The 20,416-nt window shown below is 45.1% G+C and carries 17 protein-coding genes and 1 other RNA gene; 2 read left to right on the top strand and 16 right to left on the bottom strand.

Annotation, left to right across the window (positions count from 1 at the left end):
- Positions 1 to 187 precede the first annotated feature (187 nt).
- The 9 genes from alaS to cymR form a co-directional block, all read right to left on the bottom strand.
- Positions 188 to 2,836 carry an alanine--tRNA ligase gene (gene alaS / locus ACPW7N_RS25565; RefSeq protein ID WP_425654612.1) on the bottom strand — a complete coding sequence of 883 codons (2,649 nt, stop codon included), beginning with the start codon at positions 2,834 to 2,836 and terminating at the stop codon, positions 188 to 190.
- A 302-nt stretch (positions 2,837 to 3,138) separates the two neighbouring features.
- Positions 3,139 to 4,203: an AI-2E family transporter gene (locus ACPW7N_RS25560; protein WP_425654618.1), complete on the bottom strand. Its 1,065-nt coding sequence runs from the start codon at positions 4,201 to 4,203 to the stop codon at positions 3,139 to 3,141.
- Between the two features lie 126 nt (positions 4,204 to 4,329).
- The gene (locus ACPW7N_RS25555; RefSeq protein WP_425654609.1) at positions 4,330 to 4,503 is read right to left on the bottom strand and encodes a hypothetical protein; all 174 of its coding nucleotides are present in this window, start codon (positions 4,501 to 4,503) and stop codon (positions 4,330 to 4,332) included.
- 21 nt (positions 4,504 to 4,524) lie between these two features.
- Entirely contained in the window at positions 4,525 to 4,725 is a 201-nt protein-coding gene (locus ACPW7N_RS25550; RefSeq protein ID WP_425654606.1) for a hypothetical protein, read from the bottom strand.
- Between the two features lie 87 nt (positions 4,726 to 4,812).
- Positions 4,813 to 5,289: a PRC-barrel domain-containing protein gene (locus tag ACPW7N_RS25545; RefSeq protein WP_425654603.1), complete on the bottom strand. Its 477-nt coding sequence runs from the start codon at positions 5,287 to 5,289 to the stop codon at positions 4,813 to 4,815.
- 70 nt (positions 5,290 to 5,359) lie between these two features.
- Positions 5,360 to 7,624: an SF1B family DNA helicase RecD2 gene (gene recD2 / locus ACPW7N_RS25540; RefSeq protein WP_425654601.1), complete on the bottom strand. Its 2,265-nt coding sequence runs from the start codon at positions 7,622 to 7,624 to the stop codon at positions 5,360 to 5,362.
- Positions 7,625 to 7,686: 62 nt separating this feature from the next.
- Complete coding sequence (locus tag ACPW7N_RS25535) at positions 7,687 to 9,351, bottom strand: methyl-accepting chemotaxis protein (protein WP_425654598.1); 1,665 nt, start codon at positions 9,349 to 9,351, stop codon at positions 7,687 to 7,689.
- A 218-nt stretch (positions 9,352 to 9,569) separates the two neighbouring features.
- Positions 9,570 to 10,712 (bottom strand): cysteine desulfurase family protein, encoded by a 1,143-nt coding sequence (locus ACPW7N_RS25530; protein ID WP_425654597.1) that lies wholly within the window; start codon positions 10,710 to 10,712, stop codon positions 9,570 to 9,572.
- A 51-nt stretch (positions 10,713 to 10,763) separates the two neighbouring features.
- The gene (gene cymR, locus ACPW7N_RS25525; RefSeq protein WP_425654595.1) at positions 10,764 to 11,183 is read right to left on the bottom strand and encodes a cysteine metabolism transcriptional regulator CymR; all 420 of its coding nucleotides are present in this window, start codon (positions 11,181 to 11,183) and stop codon (positions 10,764 to 10,766) included.
- A gap of 127 nt (positions 11,184 to 11,310) precedes the next feature.
- Between cymR and ACPW7N_RS25520 the strand changes: the two genes are divergently transcribed.
- Positions 11,311 to 11,484, top strand: a complete 174-nt coding sequence (locus ACPW7N_RS25520; RefSeq protein WP_425654592.1) for a hypothetical protein — start codon at positions 11,311 to 11,313, stop codon at positions 11,482 to 11,484.
- Positions 11,485 to 11,636: 152 nt separating this feature from the next.
- Positions 11,637 to 12,242, top strand: coding sequence for a TetR/AcrR family transcriptional regulator (locus tag ACPW7N_RS25515; RefSeq protein WP_425654591.1), 606 nt, complete (start codon positions 11,637 to 11,639; stop codon positions 12,240 to 12,242).
- A gap of 24 nt (positions 12,243 to 12,266) precedes the next feature.
- Here ACPW7N_RS25515 and menE read toward each other — a convergent pair whose 3' ends face one another.
- From menE to ACPW7N_RS25480, 7 genes are all read right to left on the bottom strand, one after another.
- Positions 12,267 to 13,766, bottom strand: a complete 1,500-nt coding sequence (menE, locus tag ACPW7N_RS25510; RefSeq protein WP_425654588.1) for an o-succinylbenzoate--CoA ligase — start codon at positions 13,764 to 13,766, stop codon at positions 12,267 to 12,269.
- A 22-nt stretch (positions 13,767 to 13,788) separates the two neighbouring features.
- A complete protein-coding gene (locus tag ACPW7N_RS25505) occupies positions 13,789 to 15,363 on the bottom strand; it encodes an acyl-CoA dehydrogenase family protein (protein ID WP_425654615.1) in 1,575 nt (524 codons plus the stop codon).
- A gap of 144 nt (positions 15,364 to 15,507) precedes the next feature.
- A complete protein-coding gene (locus ACPW7N_RS25500; protein ID WP_425654586.1) occupies positions 15,508 to 16,833 on the bottom strand; it encodes a replication-associated recombination protein A in 1,326 nt (441 codons plus the stop codon).
- A 6-nt stretch (positions 16,834 to 16,839) separates the two neighbouring features.
- On the bottom strand, positions 16,840 to 17,595 hold the full coding sequence (locus ACPW7N_RS25495; RefSeq protein WP_425654585.1) for a tRNA threonylcarbamoyladenosine dehydratase: 756 nt from the start codon (positions 17,593 to 17,595) through the stop codon (positions 16,840 to 16,842).
- A 63-nt stretch (positions 17,596 to 17,658) separates the two neighbouring features.
- Positions 17,659 to 17,842: non-coding RNA, 6S RNA (gene ssrS, locus ACPW7N_RS25490), on the bottom strand.
- Positions 17,843 to 17,900: 58 nt separating this feature from the next.
- Positions 17,901 to 18,254: an ArsR/SmtB family transcription factor gene (locus tag ACPW7N_RS25485; protein WP_425654583.1), complete on the bottom strand. Its 354-nt coding sequence runs from the start codon at positions 18,252 to 18,254 to the stop codon at positions 17,901 to 17,903.
- A 37-nt stretch (positions 18,255 to 18,291) separates the two neighbouring features.
- A complete protein-coding gene (locus ACPW7N_RS25480; protein WP_425654582.1) occupies positions 18,292 to 20,040 on the bottom strand; it encodes a SulP family inorganic anion transporter in 1,749 nt (582 codons plus the stop codon).
- Between the last annotated feature and the right edge of the window lie 376 nt (positions 20,041 to 20,416).

The raw sequence follows: 20,416 nt of genomic DNA, 5'->3' as shown, positions 1-20,416 counted from the left end.
TAGACAACGGTTAATGTCTCCTTCACTTCGGATTCATTTGTCTCTCTAGGTACCGTAAACTTCATGGTATTGTCCATAGAACTCATCACCAACACCTCGATTCTTTCATTTCTCTATCTAAAACTCTTGCTACTGTATTCTCCTTGAAAGGGAAGAAATCCTTGTTGGAGAAGCACTTCGAGCAAAATTATTTTACAGCAGCATGATTTTCAACCATGGTATACACATAGGATAGTGCCTCAGCAAGCTTCGCTGGTTCTTTCCCGCCTGCTTGCGCCATATCCGGACGACCGCCGCCGCCACCGCCGCAACGGGTAGCAACTTCCTTGATAATCTTGCCTGCATGGTAGCCTTTGTCCATCAAATCTTTGGTTACTCCAGTAACGAGGTTAACCTTGTCACCATCAACGGAGCCCAAAACAATAATAGCGGAGCCCAGTTTGTTCTTGAGTTCATCGACCATTCCGCGCAAATTGTCCATATCGGTTGCAGACACTTGAGTTGCCAACACTTGCACACCGCCTACTTCTTTCACTTTGTCCGTGAGCGATGAAGCTTCGATGTTGCCCAATTTTGCACGGAGGGAATCGTTTTCACGTTGTACTTCTTTTATTTGATGCTGCAATGCTTCAACCCGTGCAGGAGTTTCGTGAAGTTGTGGTGATTTCACTACCTGTGCTACATCTCTGAGTGTATCCAATTGTTGATTCAGGTATTGGAATGCCCCACGTCCTGTTACCGCTTCGATTCGACGAGTACCTGCGCCAATACCGCTCTCGCTGATAATCTTGAACAAGCCAATTTCTGCTGAGTTGCTCACGTGGCAGCCACCGCACAGCTCCAGGCTGTATTCGCCGACTTGTACCACACGCACGACATCACCGTACTTCTCTCCAAACAAAGCCATTGCGCCCATAGCTTTTGCTTCGGCAATCGGTTTGTTCGAGATGTTCACAGCGATATTCGCCCACACTTTTTCGTTTACGATGCGCTCAATTTGTGCAAGCTCATCAGGCGAAATACCACTGATGTGTGTGAAGTCGAAACGCAGACGTTCTGGAACCACAAGTGAACCCGCTTGATTTACGTGAGTTCCTAGCACGTCTTTCAACGCTTGATGGAGCAAGTGAGTAGCCGTGTGGTTTTTGATAGTGTCCATTCGTGCTTCACGATTCACTGCTGCTTGCACTTCATCACCAAGATGGAGCACACCTGCTTCTACTACAACTGAATGAACATGCTGACCCATCGGTCCTTTTTGAACATCAGCAACGCGCGCTTTGACTGTATCAGAAGCAAGCGTACCCTCGTCATTAATTTGACCACCGCTCTCTGCATAGAAAGGAGTCGTATCAAGGACAACCTGGCAAGTTTGACCTTCTTGCACTTCATTGACCAACTGATTTTCGTGGATGATGGCTACTACTTTGGCAGTTGCTACCAATTCAGTATACCCAACAAAATCACTCTTAACCGTCAAATCTCCCAAAGGACCGCCTTGTGTCTGCATACTGTCAACATCTTGGCGAGCAGCACGGGCACGCTCACGCTGTTCTTCCATCGCTTGCTCGAATCCATCACGGTCAACGGTTAGCCCGTGCTCCATTGCGAAGTCTTCGGTCAAGTCAACCGGGAAGCCATACGTATCATACAATTTGAACGTATTTTGACCAGACAGTTGTGTGACTCCGTTCGCTTTCGCTTCTTTCACCATCTCTTCCAAAATGGAGAGACCTTCATGCAGCGTCTCATGGAAGCGTTCTTCCTCTGCACGGATAACCTTTTCGATAAATTCACGTTTTTGCACTACCTCTGGATAGAACTCACCCATCATCTGACCCACTGTCTCTGTCAAGCGGTACATGAACGGCTTTTCGATGCCAAGCAGTTTACCCATACGGACAGCACGGCGGAGCAAACGGCGAAGCACATAGCCACGACCTTCGTTGGATGGCAGTGCGCCGTCTCCAATCGCAAAAGCAACGGTACGTGTGTGGTCAGCAATGACTTTGAGTGCTACATCTTTTTCAGCGTCTTCTTTATATTTCACACCAGCGACTTCACATGTTTTCTCAATTAATGGGAAGAGCAGGTCTGTTTCGTAGTTGTTATCCACATTTTGAATGATGGATGCCATACGCTCCAAGCCCATGCCGGTATCAATGTTTTTCTTTGGAAGCGGCGTGTAGGTGTGGTCAGGGTTGTGGTTGAACTGGGAGAATACCAGGTTCCATACTTCGAGATAACGTTCGTTTTCTCCACCTGGATACAGTTCAGGATCGTTCGGATCGTTGCCAAAGCTTTCGCCACGATCATAGAAAATCTCCGTATTCGGACCGCTTGGACCTTCACCGATATCCCAGAAGTTGCCTTCCAGACGGATAATACGCTCTTCGGGTACGCCTACTTTTTTGTTCCAAAGTTCGAATGCTTCATCATCTTCCGGATGGATCGTTACAGACAACTTCTCTGGATCAAAGCCAATCCACTCAGGACTTGTCAAAAACTCCCATGCCCAGAGGATGGAATCTTCCTTGAAGTAATCGCCGATCGAGAAGTTACCCAACATTTCGAAGAAGGTATGGTGGCGAGCGGTACGTCCCACGTTCTCGATATCGTTGGTACGAATGGATTTTTGAGAGTTAGTAATACGTGGGTTATCGGGAACCACACGTCCGTCAAAATACTTCTTCAGTGGTGCCATCCCGCAGTTGATCCACAAGAGGGATGGATCCTCATGAGGAACTAGCGGTGCACTTGGTTCAACATGGTGACCTTTGCTTTTAAAGAAATCGAGATACATTTGACGGATTTGATTTCCTGTCAGTTGCTTCATGATTGAAACCTCCTTAAAAATAAAAAAAGCCCTCATCCCCTCAGGGACGAGAACTGTTCTCGCGGTACCACCCTGCTTACAATCATCTTCACCATGAAGACAGATTGTCGCCTTGAGGACTTGTAACGGAGTCAGCCGCCGGTTTTTGCCCGGTCTTCGGAATAGCATTCGACTACTCTGCTTCTGAATGCCCTCTCAACCGTGGAGCATCCTCTCTGTAGAAGGGTTTTAGCCTACTCGTTCCTTCATCGATCCACTTGTTCTATACCTGATCTTGATTATAGAGATTGGGAGAGTACATGTCAACTTTCCCTAGCCATCAGGGTGATTCTGACGAGAATCACTTTACCAATGGCAAATAGCGGAACCGCCACAATCATTCCAAGGATACCACCCACTGTTTCACCCACCAACAGAGCAAAAATGATCGCAAGCGGATGCATGTGCAATGACTTTCCCACAATATTGGGTGAAAGGATGTTTCCTTCGACCATTTGTACGACAAGGTTGACCAATAATATCAAGAGAACCGTCTTTGTCGATATCGTCAAAGCGACAATCAAGGCAGGTGTCGCCCCGATCAGCGGACCTATGTAAGGTATCACATTTGTTATGCTGACGAATGATGCGAGGACAAAGGGATAAGGCATATCAATCAACCAGTACCCGATGTAAGCCAATGTTCCTACAATCAAAGCAACCACCATTTGTCCGTGAATATACTTGCCGAGGGAATCATCAATTTCACGCAGAATCTGGGTTGCTTGCCTGCGATAGTGTTTTGGAATCAGTAACAACATGCCTTTTTGAATATCCTTCAAATCCTTGAGCAGATAAAAAGCGATAAATGGAATGATGGCGTAACCGAGAAATTTGCCGATTGTGCTTTTCGCATTGTTGACCAGTTGGCTAATCGTGAGTGACATCCTCTCCTGCGACTGGATGATCACACGGTCTACCCCGCTTTGGATACTGTCGGGAAGAAAGTACTTGTTAGCCTCCCACTCACTCATCCACTGATGATACCAATTGGTAAGACGAGGGATATCATCGGCTAACTCGAATAATTGTTTCGTAAATACAGGGATTGCATTGACGACTGCAATCGTACAAACGAGTACAAATGAAACGTAAATCAGCAGTACAGCGACCAGTCTGGGAACCTTGCGCCTTTCAAGTGCAACCACGACTGGGTGCAGCAGGTAGGCAATAACCAGTCCACCAATAAAAGGGACTGTTACTTCTTTGACCACGTCCCAGATATCAACGACAATAGGACGTATCCACCATAGCAGATTAACGATCACCAGGAACAGGATAATACGGATCGCAATTGAAACATATCGAGAAGACTTGACTTCCTCCAGTTTTGTCCCCTCCCTTCCGCCAAACATGCAGCTTGTAAGGAATAGGGTGACTCACATTTTGTAAATTATACCTTGTGAAAAAACCCTCTTCGTCCCGGAGGAAGAAAGAGGGTTCAGAGTTATGATTTACTTGGCAAAAGCTCGGGTGATGGAACGTCCCATCTTCCACAAATTACGCCGTGACATCGGCCATTGTGTAAACATCATCATCCGGTTGCGTCTTTTGGGCATTAGCATGTAACCAATAGCTGCCAGCAATCCTCCTGCGAGTACCTTGCCTAATAGTCCACGAGCAAACATGCCAACTCCTCCTTAAATTGACTAGATATGAGCCTGGATGGTTGGTTCTTCGAAGAACAAATCATTCAGTGAATGCAGAGACCCGTCTTCCTCCACCTGGTAGATGGACGAGACCTGATCATTCACCAAACTTAATTCAACAAAACATGTCCAACAATAGTATTGATTGGTTCCGATCTTGCCGATGTCTTTACCGTTACAATTCGGGCATTTGACTTGCATGCCGTTTCCTCCTTGCATGACCACGCTCTGGCTTCCTGATATTCCAGGCAGTCAAACGTAGTTTGCCATCAAGATACTTATACTTTTTCACGAAACGATGAGGTTTTTTTTCCCAAGAACCAACGAAGGAGTAATAGGCAGACGCTTGCGACCTTCCGTCAGATCGGCTATCCACCCTTGTGACAGTTCACATGCCACTAGTTTCTCCCAGTTCAAGGAAAAATAAACGTCTTCGATACTACCCAAAAAATCACCGTTTCGCGTGAGGACAGGTTTTCCTTTTAGTTTCTGTTTCCCTGTCATAAAGCCAATTGTCTCCTGATTGGCAAACTCTTGCATGGAGGTGATAGCGTCTTTGCCCTCAATGGTCAAGTAATCTTCTCCTACCGCATGAATCCTGTCGGAAGGGATGTAGGCTCCGGAACGAAGCCAACCACCATGTTGAATTACAACACCCAGCTTGTGCCACTCCATATCACAAAGAATGTCGTTCACGGCTCCAACCTCTTCTCCCGATGACAACAAGATGATCGGTAGCCCAATAACATCCATTGCTCTATGCATGCGGGATCCTCCTTCCGCCTTCTTAGTATTGGCGTATAGGCGATGTACATGCTGACAAAAGCGTCCAGTACTATTGTTGTGTTTGGCAAAGCAGCTCTTTTAGGTACGAATATCGCACACCTTCATCGTTGTTTTCTACTGCAATTCGAAAAGCTTCCACTTCTCCGCACATCAGCAAAAAGGATTTGCTTCTCGTCACCCCGGTATACAACAGCTTGCGCCTGAGCATCCGGTGATAATTGCGAACAAGTGGCATGATTACGATGGGGAACTCACTGCCTTGAGATTTGTGGACGGAACAACAGTATGCAAGTGTCAGTTGGTGGTACTGAGAACGCTTGTACACAACTTCCCTGCCGTCGAACGACACCACTAGCATTTCCTCATTCTGTTCATTCTCATTCGGATGAAAAATCGCCACAATCTCACCCATATCCCCATTAAATACCTGCTCATCTACGTTGTTCACCAGTTGAAGGACCTTATCCCCCCTACGGAAAATCGTTTCTCCAAAGGTCACTTCACGAATTCCCTGATCAGGCGGATTAAAAAATGCCTGAAGTTCTTCATTTAACTGGTTAACGCCTGCCACTCCCTTATACATGGGAGCAAGAACCTGTATTTGTTTTGCTGTATATCCTTTATTTACGGCTCCAATACAAATTTGTTTCACTGCATTTGCAATTTCCTGTGGCGAACTGATGAAAAATCTTCGATCATGTGCCGGCTTGACCAAATCATCCGGTACAATCCCTGCTCGAATATGGTGGGCGAGCTGAATGATCGAGGATTCTTCTGCCTGCCGATAAATCTCATGAAGCTGGACTTGCGGCAAAATCTGTGAGTCAATCAGATCCTGCAAAACATTGCCCGGCCCAACCGATGGAAGCTGGTCCGGATCACCTACCATCACAATCTGGATGTTCGAAGGAAGTGCGCGTAACAGTTGATTGGCCAACCAGACATCAACCATCGACATCTCATCGATAATCACCAGTTTTCCTTGTACTGGATGATCCTGATCGTGTTCAAATCCTGTTCCGTTCCAGCCCAGCAAACGATGGATCGTCATCGCAGGCAATCCGGTTGTCTCGGTCATGCGCTTCGCCGCACGACCCGTTGGAGCAATCAACAGGATTGGAAACGAATTTTCATTCGTTGCATATTTTTTGAGGTTCAATGAAATACCGTGCAAATCTGCGAATACATGGCATATTCCCCGGATGACCGTCGTCTTTCCTGTTCCTGGGCCACCGGTAAGAAGCATAATTCCGCTCTTGATCGCACATTCTACAGCCTCACGTTGAGTCGGTGCATAGGTAATGCCCAATTCATCTTCCACTCGACCAAGAGCCTGATAAAACTCTGACACGGGAAAGCTAGGCAAATCCTCTCTCTCGCTGAAAAAACGCATCCACTTGGCAAGTCCGATCTCAGCAAAAAACAGGCTTGGCAAGTAAATCCGATTTTCTTCCCAAATAATTTTTTGGTCTTCGAACATGTATTGCAAATTCAGTTGGATATCCTCAACCGTAAAGGGATGACCACCGCTCTCCTGTAATAGACGAACCGAACGGTTGCAAAGTTCCGTAATAGGCAAAAAAACATGACCTTCTCCATACCCTGCTTCTTGCAAAACGAACAGAGCAGCAGCCTGTGCTCGCTGGGCTGAATCCGCGCCAATCCCCATCTCTCTGGCAATTTCATCTGCTTTTTTGAAACCGATCCCCTGGATATCTTCAATCAGCTTGTACGGATTCTCGGAAAGGATATCCATCGTCTCCAACTTGTACGTTTGATATATCCGCAAGGCTAGATGTACTCCGATGCCAAATTCGTACAAAAAGACCATCGTCCGCTCCAACGAACGATGCTCACAAACGGATTGAAAGATTTGTCTCGCCCGTTCCTTGGAGATTCCCGGGATTTCCTCTAATCGCTCTGGCTGATCAGCTATAACTGTGAGCGCATCAACACCTAAGTGTTCCACGATGCGTTTCGCCGTTTTTTTGCCGATCCCACTGAAAAGACCGCTGGCAAGATACTTTTCGACACCTGCTTTTGTCTTGGGTGTCTCACGTTCATAGCGATGCACAACGTATTGAACACCAAATCGGGAATGATTTTTCCATTCCCCATAAAATGTGTACAATTCATCTGGATGAGGACGTGGAAAATGCCCGACAATGACCACTTCCGATTCATTGAATTCCTCAGTCGTTTCCTCTATTTTAAGGCGGATTACCCCATACCAATTCTCTTCATTGTAGAAGATTTCGTGAATGATGAATCCGCGAATAAATTTTTCTGTAAAAAGCGAAAGGGATTGTTGCATAAAATCGCCACCATAGTAAGATAAAAATCCACTTTTGCAAGAAAAGTGGATTGTGAGATCATTTAAATTGTAAACCTTTTAACCATTTCTGACAACTTCTCGGCCATGTGTGCCAGCGTCTCCGATGCCGCACTGATTTCTTGCGATGTTGCCGTCTGCTCTTCTGAAGCAGCCGCTACTTCTTGTGTATCATTCACAGCGACGACCGCAAGCTGAGCAATCTCATCGGCATTGCTGATGATGCTTTTGGTGTCGTTGGCAATCGCTTGGGCAGACTTGTTCATCCGCTCAATTTGACTGTTCACATCATCAACAGCCTTCAAAATTTGCCCGAAAGCCTTACCTGAATTAGCTACCCCACCTCGACCAAGCTGAACGGCTTCCGATGTCTCTTCCATCGCAGATACAGCTTCTTTAATCTCTGCATTAATCGATATGATCAACTTGGAAATCTCCTCGGCAGATTGACCTGATTGCTCAGCAAGACGCCGCACTTCGTGAGCTACCACTGCGAAGCTTTTACCTTGCTCACCTGCTCTTGCCGCTTCAATCGCTGCATTCAAGGCAAGCAAATTCGTTTGCGCACTCATTTCACGAATAATCGTAATAATACCCATGATTGCTTCTGATTGTTCTCCTAGTGCTCGTACCACTTTTTCCGTCGATTGAACTTTCGATGTGATTTGATCCATTTCTTCTACCAACTCAATCATGGTTTTCTCGCCATCATGAGCAAACCGGTATGCCGTTTTGGAATCCTCTGTGACAATATGGGCATAGGTAGCAATACCGGAAATATCAGAACCGATGCGGTGTAACGATTGGGTCGTTGATTCAACGGTCATCTTTTGCCTTTCGGAACCGCCTGCGATCTCGGTTGCTGCAATGGAAATCTGCTCAGATGCACGTGCACTCTCGACAGAGCTTGCGGTAAGCTCTTCAGAAGAACTGGCCACCTGTTCCGAGACACGCTGGACTTCCTGCAACATATTGCGGAACGCATCCATCATTTGGTTGTACATCGCCCCAAGCTGTCCGAACTCATCCTTGCGATCCAATGGAACACGTTCGGTCAAATCACCAGCCTCCGCTTTACGCATGGCAGCAACCAGTCGGTTTAGCGGGGTAATAATTCGTTGGACAATAAATACCCCTACGATGACAGAGACAATACAGGCAAGAATACTAATCGAGAACATCATGATTTTACTTTTGGTAAATGGGGCTAACAGGTCGCTTTCATAGCTTCCTACACCAAGAACCCATCCGTTTGGCAGCGTCTCAAAGGCAGTCACTTTCGGCTTGCCTTCGAATTTATACTCGATATATCCTGATTTTTGCTTAATCATGCTCTGGATGTAGTCTTCATTGGAAAGTTCTTTGCCTTCTGCCGATGGATGGAACAAGACAGTCCCTTTGCTATCAATTATAAAAGCATATCCAATCATTCCATTGGGCTTGTAATAACGCTCGGCAACATCACTGGTAATCCGTTTAATCTCTTCCCGATCGGATTGGCTTGGATTTTCTTCAGTCGTGTAATTAGCCAAATCTTTTGAAATCAGATATGTAACGTACTTCAGGTCTGATACGGTCAAGTCATAAACTGCCTTTTCTGCATTCCGATATTGCAAAAAGCCTGCTGTGAAAATAGGTATGAGTGTAATTAGTAAAATAGTTGCGATAAGTTTGAATCGAATGGATGAGAAACCTAGCGAGCTCCCCATGCTATTCCCCCCTTGATGTCACTGATGTACCACTACTTTCGGTTCAATTCTCAGATGACATTCTTGTGATTTAAGTTAATATATCAGTTCTATATTACCATTTCATACCATACAGAGTATACAAAAAGTACTAATATCCGACTTATTTTTTGCATAAAAATGGAATTTTTACCCATTAAAAAACTTCGTTCAATGACGAACGAAGTTCAAGTCTACATTTATTTGATTAACCGTTTTACGATCTTTACAACCCTTTGGGCAGCCTCTTCTACTTCTTCCAAGGTGTTCGTTATACCAAAACTGAATCGAATGGCAGAATCCGCACGGTCTTCTGAAAGATTCATGGCGATTAGCACATGCGACCTCTCCAGCGAGCCTGATGTGCAAGCAGAACCACTCGCAGCAGCAATACCTTCCAAATCCAGATTCATCAGCATAGTTTCAGTGTCGATCCCGATAAAGCTTACGTTCAGGATATGCGGCAGACTGTGCTCGATCTGTCCGTTTATTGTGAAGTTGATTCCAGCTTCTCTCCAGATTGCAAGCATGGCTTCACGCATCGCTTCGTACTTTTCTCTTCTGGCCAGTCTCTCTTCTGACATCAGTTGAACAGCCGCAGCGAATCCGGCGATGCCTGCGACATTCTCCGTACCTGCACGTCTTTTTCGCTCTTGAGAGCCACCATATGCATAGGGGTCCATTTTTACTTTTCGGGACATATACAGTGCCCCTACGCCCTTGGGACCATTTATCTTATGAGCAGAGATGGAGAGTAAATCCACCGGAAGCTCCCCAGCCTTGATTCGTTCAATTCCGTACGCTTGCACGGCATCCGTGTGGAAAATGATTCCTTTTTCACGCAGGAACTCTCCGATTTGACGGATGGGCTGAATCGTGCCTACCTCATTATTGCCATACATAATCGTGACAAGAATCGTGTCTTCTCTAACCGCATCCTGCAATTGCTCAAAATGAACCATCCCCGTCTCATCAACAGGCAGATACGTTACCTCAAATCCAAGCTGCTCGAGCCGCATACACGCATGCAAAACAGCATGATGCTCAATCTGTGAAGTGATAATGTGCTTGCCACGCTCCTGATTCGCAAAAGCCACCCCGAAAATAGCCATATTATCTGCCTCTGTACCACCGCTGGTAAAGACAAGCTCGCTTGCGTTTGCGCCTAGATGCTTGGCAATCGTCTCGCGCGAAGCTTCCACGACCTGTCTTGCATTCCGACCAAATCGGTGGGTACTGGAGGGATTCCCGAATGTTTGTAGCAGTATGGGATGCATCGCCTCAACTACTTCTGGATGCATTGGTGTAGTTGCGGCATTGTCCAAATAAATAAATCTGGTCATATTATTGATCACCTGTTATCTGCAAAATTGCATCGATGATTATACTCTTTCCTAAATATAAAACATGTAGCTGTCTGAACGCCCATCGTCCTGATAACTGATCAGATCCCGTAGCGTTGTCGAATCGAGTACAGAGGAAATGCTGTCACGAATCCGCAGCCACAAGTAGCGTTTTGCCGGGTCTTCTTCTTCCACAAATTCAACCGGACTAATTGGTCCTTCCAACACACGAATGACGTCACCCGACGTGATTTCATCTGGCGCTTTTGACAGAACATAGCCCCCGTACGCACCTCTGATGCTTTTAACCAATCCTGCATTGCGCAAAGGAGCGATCAGTTGCTCCAAATAGTGCTCGGATAAATCATGGCGCTGTGCAATGCTTTTGAGTGAGACAGGACCTTCACCAAATCGATTGGCAAGTTCCATCATAATGGTGAGGCCGTAACGACCTTTTGTTGAAATCTTCAATGTACAACTCTCCCCTTCACAGTCATACAAGCTATCTTTTTCCCATTCCTTACACAAACTGGGCTGTGGTTATCACACATGAGTTTGTTCTTTTGCGTAAATCCTACAAAAACAGGAGGTGTTCTACGTGGCAACCAACAAACGATCTGAACGTGGACGCAATCATCCATCAAAGGTTTTGTACGAGGTTCCTGCTGGTACAACTGCGCATAAAGCACGCTATGGTGCCAGTGAAAACAGTAAACAACCCAATATCAACGGGGACCTCCCCAACAAACCAGGTGGAGATGCCAGAACATAGCCACAAAACCTCAGAACTCTTTGTGCAAACAAAGAGTTTTTTTTGCGAAAGATAAATCCTCTATCAATATAGCCATATTTTAATGTATTGTAAAGTTATAGGGATAATGGTTAATTGGATTCGAAATGAATTTATTGTGAGGAATTGGAAAAATGAAAGAAAATGAGTCGTTGCCACTGTCAAAACGGGAACATAAGAAGAATGTGAATAGAGAAAATATTATTAATGCAGCAATTCAATTATTCAGTTCACAACCGTATTCGGAAGTGAGTATGCGTGCGATTGCCAAACGTGCCAATGTGTCACCAGGTCTAATCTATAAATACTTCGAAGATCAGCAGCACCTTTTTATGGTTGCCTTTCAAATTGAAAGCTCCCATTTTCTGAGAGTCATGCATGAAACAATGAAACAGCAGCCTGATAATCTGTATGTTATCGCAAGAGAATACGTGCAATACATGTATGAACATGACAATTTATATAAAATGATGACTTTTTTCATGCTCGAAAGTGAACAGCATCCAATTGTAACGGATGGACTAAGAGAAGTGACAGATGAATTGTTTGAACTATTTAGGGCCGCCTTAAGCAACCACCTTCCTGAAGAGCGATTAAAAAGTACAGCACAGCTTTTCTTTTCATCATTAAATGGAATCTTAATCACCTATAAAAACCTGCCCGGACGTTCAAAGGAGATTTCCTGGAATCATATCGAACATTTGGTGGGGACTCTAATTGACGTATTGAAAGGCAGGTAAACGAATACCTGCCTTCCCTGTTTTCTACCGGCTATGTGCCATTTTCAATTGGTGCTTCAAAAGCTTTCCAACCGAATTGCGAGGTAATTGATCTACAAAAACAATTTCTTTTATTGCTTTGTAGGATGCCAACTTTTCTTTGCAGAACACCATGATCTCTTCTTCGGTAACTGATTTCTCCGGTTTTCTGACGATAAATGCCTTTGGGATCTCTCCCCATTTTTCATCTGGTACGCCAACTACAGCAACATCTGCAACGCTTGGATGGGAAGCGAGTACCAATTCCAATTCAGCGGAATAGATATTTTCACCGCCACTGATGATCATGTCCTTCAGACGATCAACAACGTATAAAAACCCTTCTTCATCAATATAGCCAACATCACCGCTATGGTACCATCCGTCTTTGATCGCTTTCTGGGTCGCCTCTTCATTCTCGAAATAACCGACAAACACTTGAGGTCCTCGTAAAACTATCTCTCCAACTTTACCAACAGGCAAATCTCCCCCGGTTTTCACATCAACGATCTTCATTTCCCCATACATAACTATTTTTCCCATGGAGTCCAATTTTTCTTTGTTCATTTGCTCCTTCCACATCGTCACTGCACCCGTATATTCCGTAATGCCATACACTTGCTGTACAGGAATTCCTAACTGGCGAAAGCCAAGAATTAACGGAGCAGGAACCGAGGAAGCACCACAAGTAATATTACGTACCGATGAAATATCTACCTTGGCGGCTTCATACGTTTTTAATAAATACATTAGCATGGTTGGGACGGTCATCATTGTCGTAATTTTTTCACTCTCGATTACTTTCCAGGCGGCAACAGGATCGAACGCCTCCATGAAAACCATCGTGCAGCCACTCATAATATTGGTTACTAGGGGGGCGATCCCTCCGATATGGAAAAAGGGAGCTACCATGAGGAACCGGTCATCCTCCCACCAATCAATCGTATGGGATAAGCCAATCCCTGCTGCGAATAAATTGGTATGTGAGATCATGGCCCCCTTTGGTCTGCCCGTCGTGCCGGAAGTATACATAATGAGTACAACGTCATCGTTGCTTGTATTATATTTGGGTTCATGCGAATGCGACTGGAATATCACCTGTAAGGAGGGCTCTGTGTGATGTGATATCGTTCGTGGTATTGCTATTTTCCCATGCAGTTCATTGATTACATGATCAAAGTCTGTATCGTGTACAATCAGCTTTACTTTGCTGTGCTCAACAATGTATTGCAACTCAGCGACTTGCAAGCGCCAATTCAGGACAACCGTTACAACCCCAATTTTGGCTGCACCCATAAATACAGCTACAAAATCTTCATTGTTTTTACATAGAAGGGCAATACGATCTCCTTTTGACAGGCCCAGTCTTTCCAAATAGTTGGCAAAGCCATTTGCTCTCTGATTCATCTGGTTGAAAGTCCAACGATTCCCCTGCCGAACGAACGCCTCTTTTTCTCCCATGAGTACAGCTCTATTTTGCAACAGCTTGCCTATATTGATGTTCATCCTTTCACACCCCAACCGTTTTTTATTTCAGCGAAATCGGCAAGTCTTTCATATCTCTGATGGTTTGCTCCTGGAACAGCGTAAAAATTTCCTCCCATATCAGTTCCCATTTTCGTGCAGCAAGGCGATTTTTTGCATTCGGATAGGCCGTTATATCCACTTCCAATAATTCCTCGATTTGCTCAACGTAACGATTCACTTCATCTGCGGTGTAATCGGATAAGATGCTGGAAACAAGCAGATTAACGGAGATCTTGCTTCTCATCTTGGCGATATCACGGTACATTTGTGCGAGTAAGACATTGCGTGGACCTTCCCAAAGTTCATTGACCATACTATCTCTTAACAGCCTTGGAATCGCAGAAAAATCCTCAATTGCACCGTGTCCTCCAAAAATCGAGATAGCGGTACGCAGCTTATCTACCGCTTCTTTTGAGGCAAACACTTTTTGTAGCAAAATTAATTCCCGTGCCACAAAGCCTTCAAGACTGTGAGGATTGTCTTTGGAGCGAATAAACGCATCGTAAATCGCAAATGCCGTCCCTACGATCCGTTTTGCTGCATCCTCCAAATCCTCGAGTTGGGCCGACGCCATGGGAAACTCATCGATCTGTCTGTCAAAGACTGTTCGAAATCTGGCGTAGAGCTTTGCTTCTCTGGCTGCCCGCATTAAAAATGCTCCGCTGGCAAATCCAATATCCAGTCTGGAACGCGTCAACACAAGACTTACAGCAAGGGAAACTCCCCGATTTTGCGGTCCTATTCTGTATGCGATCGCACCCTGATAATCAATCTCCGCCGATGGCAATTCTACTGTGCCGATTTTCCATTTGAGTCGGTTAATGACATGATGATTTCTTTTTTCTCGTTCCTTATCTCCTGGCAGCCATGTGGGTACGATAAAGATCGCAATATCTTGCGTGTTTTCGATGCGAGCTGTGACAGCGGAATAATCGGCATGCACGGCTGAACAGAAAAACTTGTTGCCATACAATCGGTACTGTCCACCCTCTTCTTTGGCGGTCAAGACATTTGCTGCGATATTCGATCCGCCTTGTATTTCAGACATATACTGTGCACCGATACCGAACTCGCCGTTTACCCCCTCTTTGACATGCTGGTAAAACGTTTTCACCTCATGCGGTACTTCCTCCAAAAATTGCTCAATCAATGTGACCAAGCCATCCGTACAAGCCAACGGGCAAGTAATCCCTGTCTCCCCGTTTCCATGTAAAAAATAGCGTTTGATGATTCCTTCCTTCTCTAGTTGATTGCTTGCGAACAGGCCGTGTCCAAAAATTTCTTTTTCCATCTTTTGCAGTTCAAATGGACGTACAATCCGATCAATTCTTTCGTTAAAGGCATTGTAATGCCTGAGTTTCGGCTGGTTTTCTGGGCGGGCAGCTTCTGATGCAATGTTGCGCCAGTCCGTCGATACTTTTTGGACAAACGGCTTTACTCGTCGCTGCATTTCTGCCCAGTCGCCATCTTTACAAAATTGTTGCAGGACTTGCTGCAAAAATGGGTTGTCCCAATCATTTGCACCATTTCGCTTTGTATAAAAATCTTGAAAACTGTACGTATTTTCGATTGTCACCTTCAAGAAAAAACCTCCTTTAAGAGAATTTTAAGAATATTTTAGCATCGTAAATCCTAAAAGTAAACATTGTTCAATTTTGTGGATGATTTCGAACAAATAAGAAAATCCCTCAATAGAATGAGGGATTCCTGTATGTTAGGACTATTTATGAAATTTCGCTCGGCTTTCTTGCCGTTCTTTGATTTCCTTCTCGTAGCCAATTTCCTTCGGACGATAAAATTCGTAGTGGACACCATCAGGGAGGTACTGTTGAGGTACATAACCGTCTGGATAATTGTGCGGATATAAATACCCGCTGCCATGCCCCAGTTTTGCTGCTCCCTTGTAGCTTTGATCTCGCAAATGCATCGGAACACTCCGGTGTCCATCTGTTTGAATTTGCGAGAGCGCCTGATTGATTCCGAGATAAGCAGCATTGCTTTTCGGTGCGGTAGCCAAGTAGGTGGTTGCCTGACCAAGCGGAATGCGCCCTTCTGGCATGCCAATTACTTCTAACGCTTGAAAACAGGCGATTGCTACCGAAAGTGCTTGCGGATCAGCATTGCCAATATCCTCAGAAGCGGAAATAATCAGCCTGCGCGCGATAAACCGTGGATCTTCACCTGCATCGATCATACGTGCCAACCAGTATAAGGCTGCATCGGGATCTGAACCACGAATCGACTTGATGAATGCCGAAATCGTATCATAGTGGTTATCTCCGCTTTTATCGTACCTCACCGCTCTTCGCTGGATCGACTCGACGGCAACCTCCAGATTCACCCGGATTACCCCATCCTCTGAAAGGGGGGTAGTGGTAACAGCAAGCTCCAAAGCATTTAGCAATCGTCTGGCATCCCCTTCGGCATAGCGAATCAGATGCTCTCTTGCTTCTGGCAAAATCTCAATGTCCAGTTCACCCAGCCCTTGTTGCTCATCTTCAACTGCTCTATCCATTACCTGCGACAGTTCCTCTTCGGTTAAGGAGTAGAGCGGGAAAATTTGTGATCGGGACAAGAGTGCGGAATTCACTTCGAAAAACGGATTTTCTGTGGTCGCACCAATCAAAATAATGGTTCCTTCTTCCACGGAAGGAAGCAATGCATCCTGTTGTGATTTGTTAAAACGATGAATCTCATCGACGAACAGGGTCGTCCGTCTGCGATTCATCAACAGCCGTTCCTTTGCCTCTTCAACGATGCGGCGAATATCCGCTACCCCTGCGGTCACCGCATTCAACTCGGAAAAAAACGTTTTGGTCGAATGGGAAATGACCTTAGCAAGTGTCGTTTTCCCCGTGCCTGGAGGGCCAAAAAAGATAAAGGAAGACACCTGATCGGCCTCAATCGCACGTCGAAGCAGCTTTCCAGGTGCTAAAATATGCGATTGTCCAATAACTTCTTCTACCGTTCTCGGTCTCATTCGAGCGGCTAACGGTTTCGATTTGTCGTTAGACGGTTGTTCTTGTGCAAACGAAAATAAATCCATGGCTGATTACCCCTTCTTCGGCACCCAGCCAATTAGGTCACGAACTACAACACTCGCAAGAATAAGCCCCGCTACGGAAGGTACGAATGCATTGCTTGCTGGTGGTTGCTTTACTTTGCGGATCGGAGAATCTGGATTCGATACGATCTGTTCACGTACATCTGTACGAATCGTGACAGGCAGTTCCTTGGAATATACTACTTTAACTCCTTTATAGATTCTCTCTTTTCGAAGCTCACGACGAATGACTTTGGCGATTGGGTCATAGCTGGTCTTCGAGATGTCTTCCACTTCAAATTTGGTAGGGTCCATTTTATTGGCTGCACCCATGCTGGAGATAATAGGAATGTTGCGTTTTTTGGCTTCGATTATCAAGTGAATCTTTGCCGAGACGGTATCCATTGCATCTACGATATAGTCCAGCTTATGAGCAAAAAGCTGGTCTGCCGTCTCTTCACTGTAAAACATGTTCAGTGTAACTACTTCGCACTCTGGGTTGATGGCTTGGACACGCTCTTTCATCAATTCTGTTTTGGACTGACCAATCGTATTGAGGTTGGCGTGGATTTGACGATTAATGTTGGTGATATCAACTACATCTTTATCAATCAAGACCAGTTTACCTACACCTGTGCGGGCAAGTGCTTCCACACTAAAAGAGCCTACTCCGCCAACACCGAGTACGGCAACTGATGCATTCTTCATTGTTTCCAGACCTTCTGGACCAAAAGCCAATTCGCAGCGCGAAAATTGATGTAACATACAAGAACAACCTTTCCCATTTGTGATAATCTTATCGGAATAGTCAGGATAGTAGCACGGCAAAAGAGCCCCAGTATGCCGTGATTCCCCACTGTTTTGAACCTGCGCTAGCAGGTGGGTGATCTGCCGAATCGCTCAGACTTCCACTCAGATGGAGGCATGTCTTTCTGACTCAAGGACGTCGAACTCCCGTTAATAAACATTGTGGCTCAAAACATGATGGTTTTCACGCACATCACAGGACTCTTTTTCTGTGATATAGATTGATCCTACCATAAGAAAAATATTCGTTGCAAGTTTTGCGCTTACTTGTATTCTTTCTCTTCTATTGCTTTGTCATCATTGAATTTATCGAGCATCGAGATGGCGTCAATCAAGTGGTTATTGAATATCTGTCTGGCAATTGTCAGTAAATCAATAATCATGGGATCTCTCAACGAGTACAGCACCCGATTGCCGTCTTTTGTGCCATAAACGATATTTTTGGACCGCAACACACTTAGTTGTTGGGAAACAGCCGATCCCTCAGTACCAATCAGTGCTTGCAGTTCGTTGACATTCTTGTCCCCTTCGGCCAGTAATTCCAGAATTCTAATACGTAGCGGATGGGCAAGTGCTTTAAAAAAGTCCGCCTTGAACCGTTGTAATTCTAAATTCATTCGTTCCTCCATCTCATCCTCATTTATTATCAGCCTATCAATGCATTACTTCTTCTCTCAAATATTCAGTTTTGGAATACGAGAGCAGTGTGCATTCGCCATTCTCATAATGTGGACAGCCAATGCACTTGTTCGGTTCGAGCTTGCCTACCGCTGCAATCATCGCATCTTTGGAGTCTTGAAACAAATTCTCTCTGCCTATTGTATCAAGTAACCCTGTCTTCATCAGCACTTTCTTTGGTTGCGGTTGCAGACCGGAAAGATAAACAGTGCAGCCCTTATCCCGAAAGTGCTGGATGATCCGCTTCAGGTTTGATTCGCCTGTCGTATCCATATAAGGTACATTACTCATGCGCAGGATCAATACATGAAGCCGATTGTGAACCGAATGCAACAAGGATTTTTCAAACATTTGAGCAGCCCCGAAAAACAAGGGGCCTTTTACCGTATAGATACTGATCTGATTACAATCCTTCTTATCGTTGATCAAATGGGCAATGACCACATTGTTTGGATTGAATGGATCCGGGATTACTTTCACTATGGTGAGAATTTCGCTCATTCGTTTCACAAACAAGATGGTTGCCAGGATTAAGCCTACTTCAACGGCTAATGTGAGATTCGTAAATACAGTCAAAAGAAACGTAATAACCAGAATGAACGAATCACTTGTTCTGGTTCGCAAAATGTGGAGAAATTCGTGGCGCTCACTCATATTCCATGCCACGACCATCAGAATGGGTGCCATACTGGCTAACGGAATATGTGAGGCATAGGGTGCCAGTAAAAGCAACACAACAAGGACAACCAGCCCATGAATCACCCCGGAAAGTGGCGAGGCTGCTCCATTTCGAATATTAGTTGCCGTCCGTGCTATTGCTCCTGTAGCTGGAATCCCGCCAAATAACGGTGTGATCATATTGGCAATCCCCTGTCCGATCAGTTCACGATTGCTGTTGTGCCTGCTGCCTGACATCCCGTCTGCAACGACTGCTGACAACAAAGATTCGATCCCACCAAGTAAAGCGATCACCAAGGCAGGCTGAAGCAATCGCAAGCATGTTTCCAACGAAATCTCGGGAAAGTGAAAGGTTGGCAGGCTGCTTGGAATCTCACCGAAAGCGGAGCCAATGGTCGCCACTTTGTCAGGAAAAAAGAAAGCGGCAACGGCACTGGAAACAACAAGCCCGATGAGTGGTCCTGGAACTTTTGGAAACATGCGAGGCGTGATCAGGATGAGGCTTAGGGAAATCATTGAAATGATCAAACTATAAAATGAAAAAGTGTTTAAATGAAGCCATATTTCTTTCATATTTGATATAAAGTCTTCATGTCTGACGATTTCGCTTAGTCCGAGAAAACTTGAAATTTGTCCCGTAAAAATGATGACTGCAATACCTGCGGTAAACCCAATGGTAACTGGCTTTGGAATAAACTTAATCAAGGAACCAAGTCGAAGTAAACCCATCAGAAGCAACATAACCCCAGCCATAAAACCGGCAATAAGCAAATTCTCATACCCATACGTCATAACAATTCCTAATAAAATTGGAATAAAGGCGCCAGTTGGCCCTCCAATTTGAAATTTGGAGCCTCCGAACAAGGAAATCAGTATTCCCGCAATAATGGTGGTATAAATTCCGTACTCTGGCCTGACACCTGATGCAATGGCAAAAGCCATCCCCAATGGAATTGCAATGACACCGACAATCAATCCTGACAGCAGATCCCGTTGAAAGTGATGGTAAGAATATCCGTGAAATCTGCTTTGACTGGATTCTCCCACAAGTACCCCTTCTTTTCTTTAATGTATATTTGAATTTTTGAATATACATATATTCATACACCTTTTTATTGTTCTTGTCAAAATATTGTCAAAAACAAAGAAAAATGTTGTCCTTTTAAGGTCTCCCTGGCAGCTTTCTCAGGAGTTTAACTGTCCGACTTTCCTAATCGTCAGGAAGTGGACAAACACGTCGCTGCCTCTTTAGTAACGCTGGTTGTCCACTTTTTTCCCTGACCATTGAGGAAACTCTTAGTTGCGCTACCAAAGTCGCTGTAAAAGGACAAGCATTTTCGTATTATCAGGTCATCCAGAGTTTTCTGGTTGGCCTTTTTTCTTGGGCGCTTTAAGATGGCGGTAGCCGGGAGAACGTCAAGCA

Source organism: Brevibacillus nigriterrae, from assembly GCF_049846925.1.
In the GTDB taxonomy this organism is placed as follows: domain Bacteria; phylum Bacillota; class Bacilli; order Brevibacillales; family Brevibacillaceae; genus Brevibacillus_H.
The sequence above is the reverse complement of the archived record's forward strand: the minus strand, read 5'-3'. Positions and strand labels throughout refer to the sequence as shown.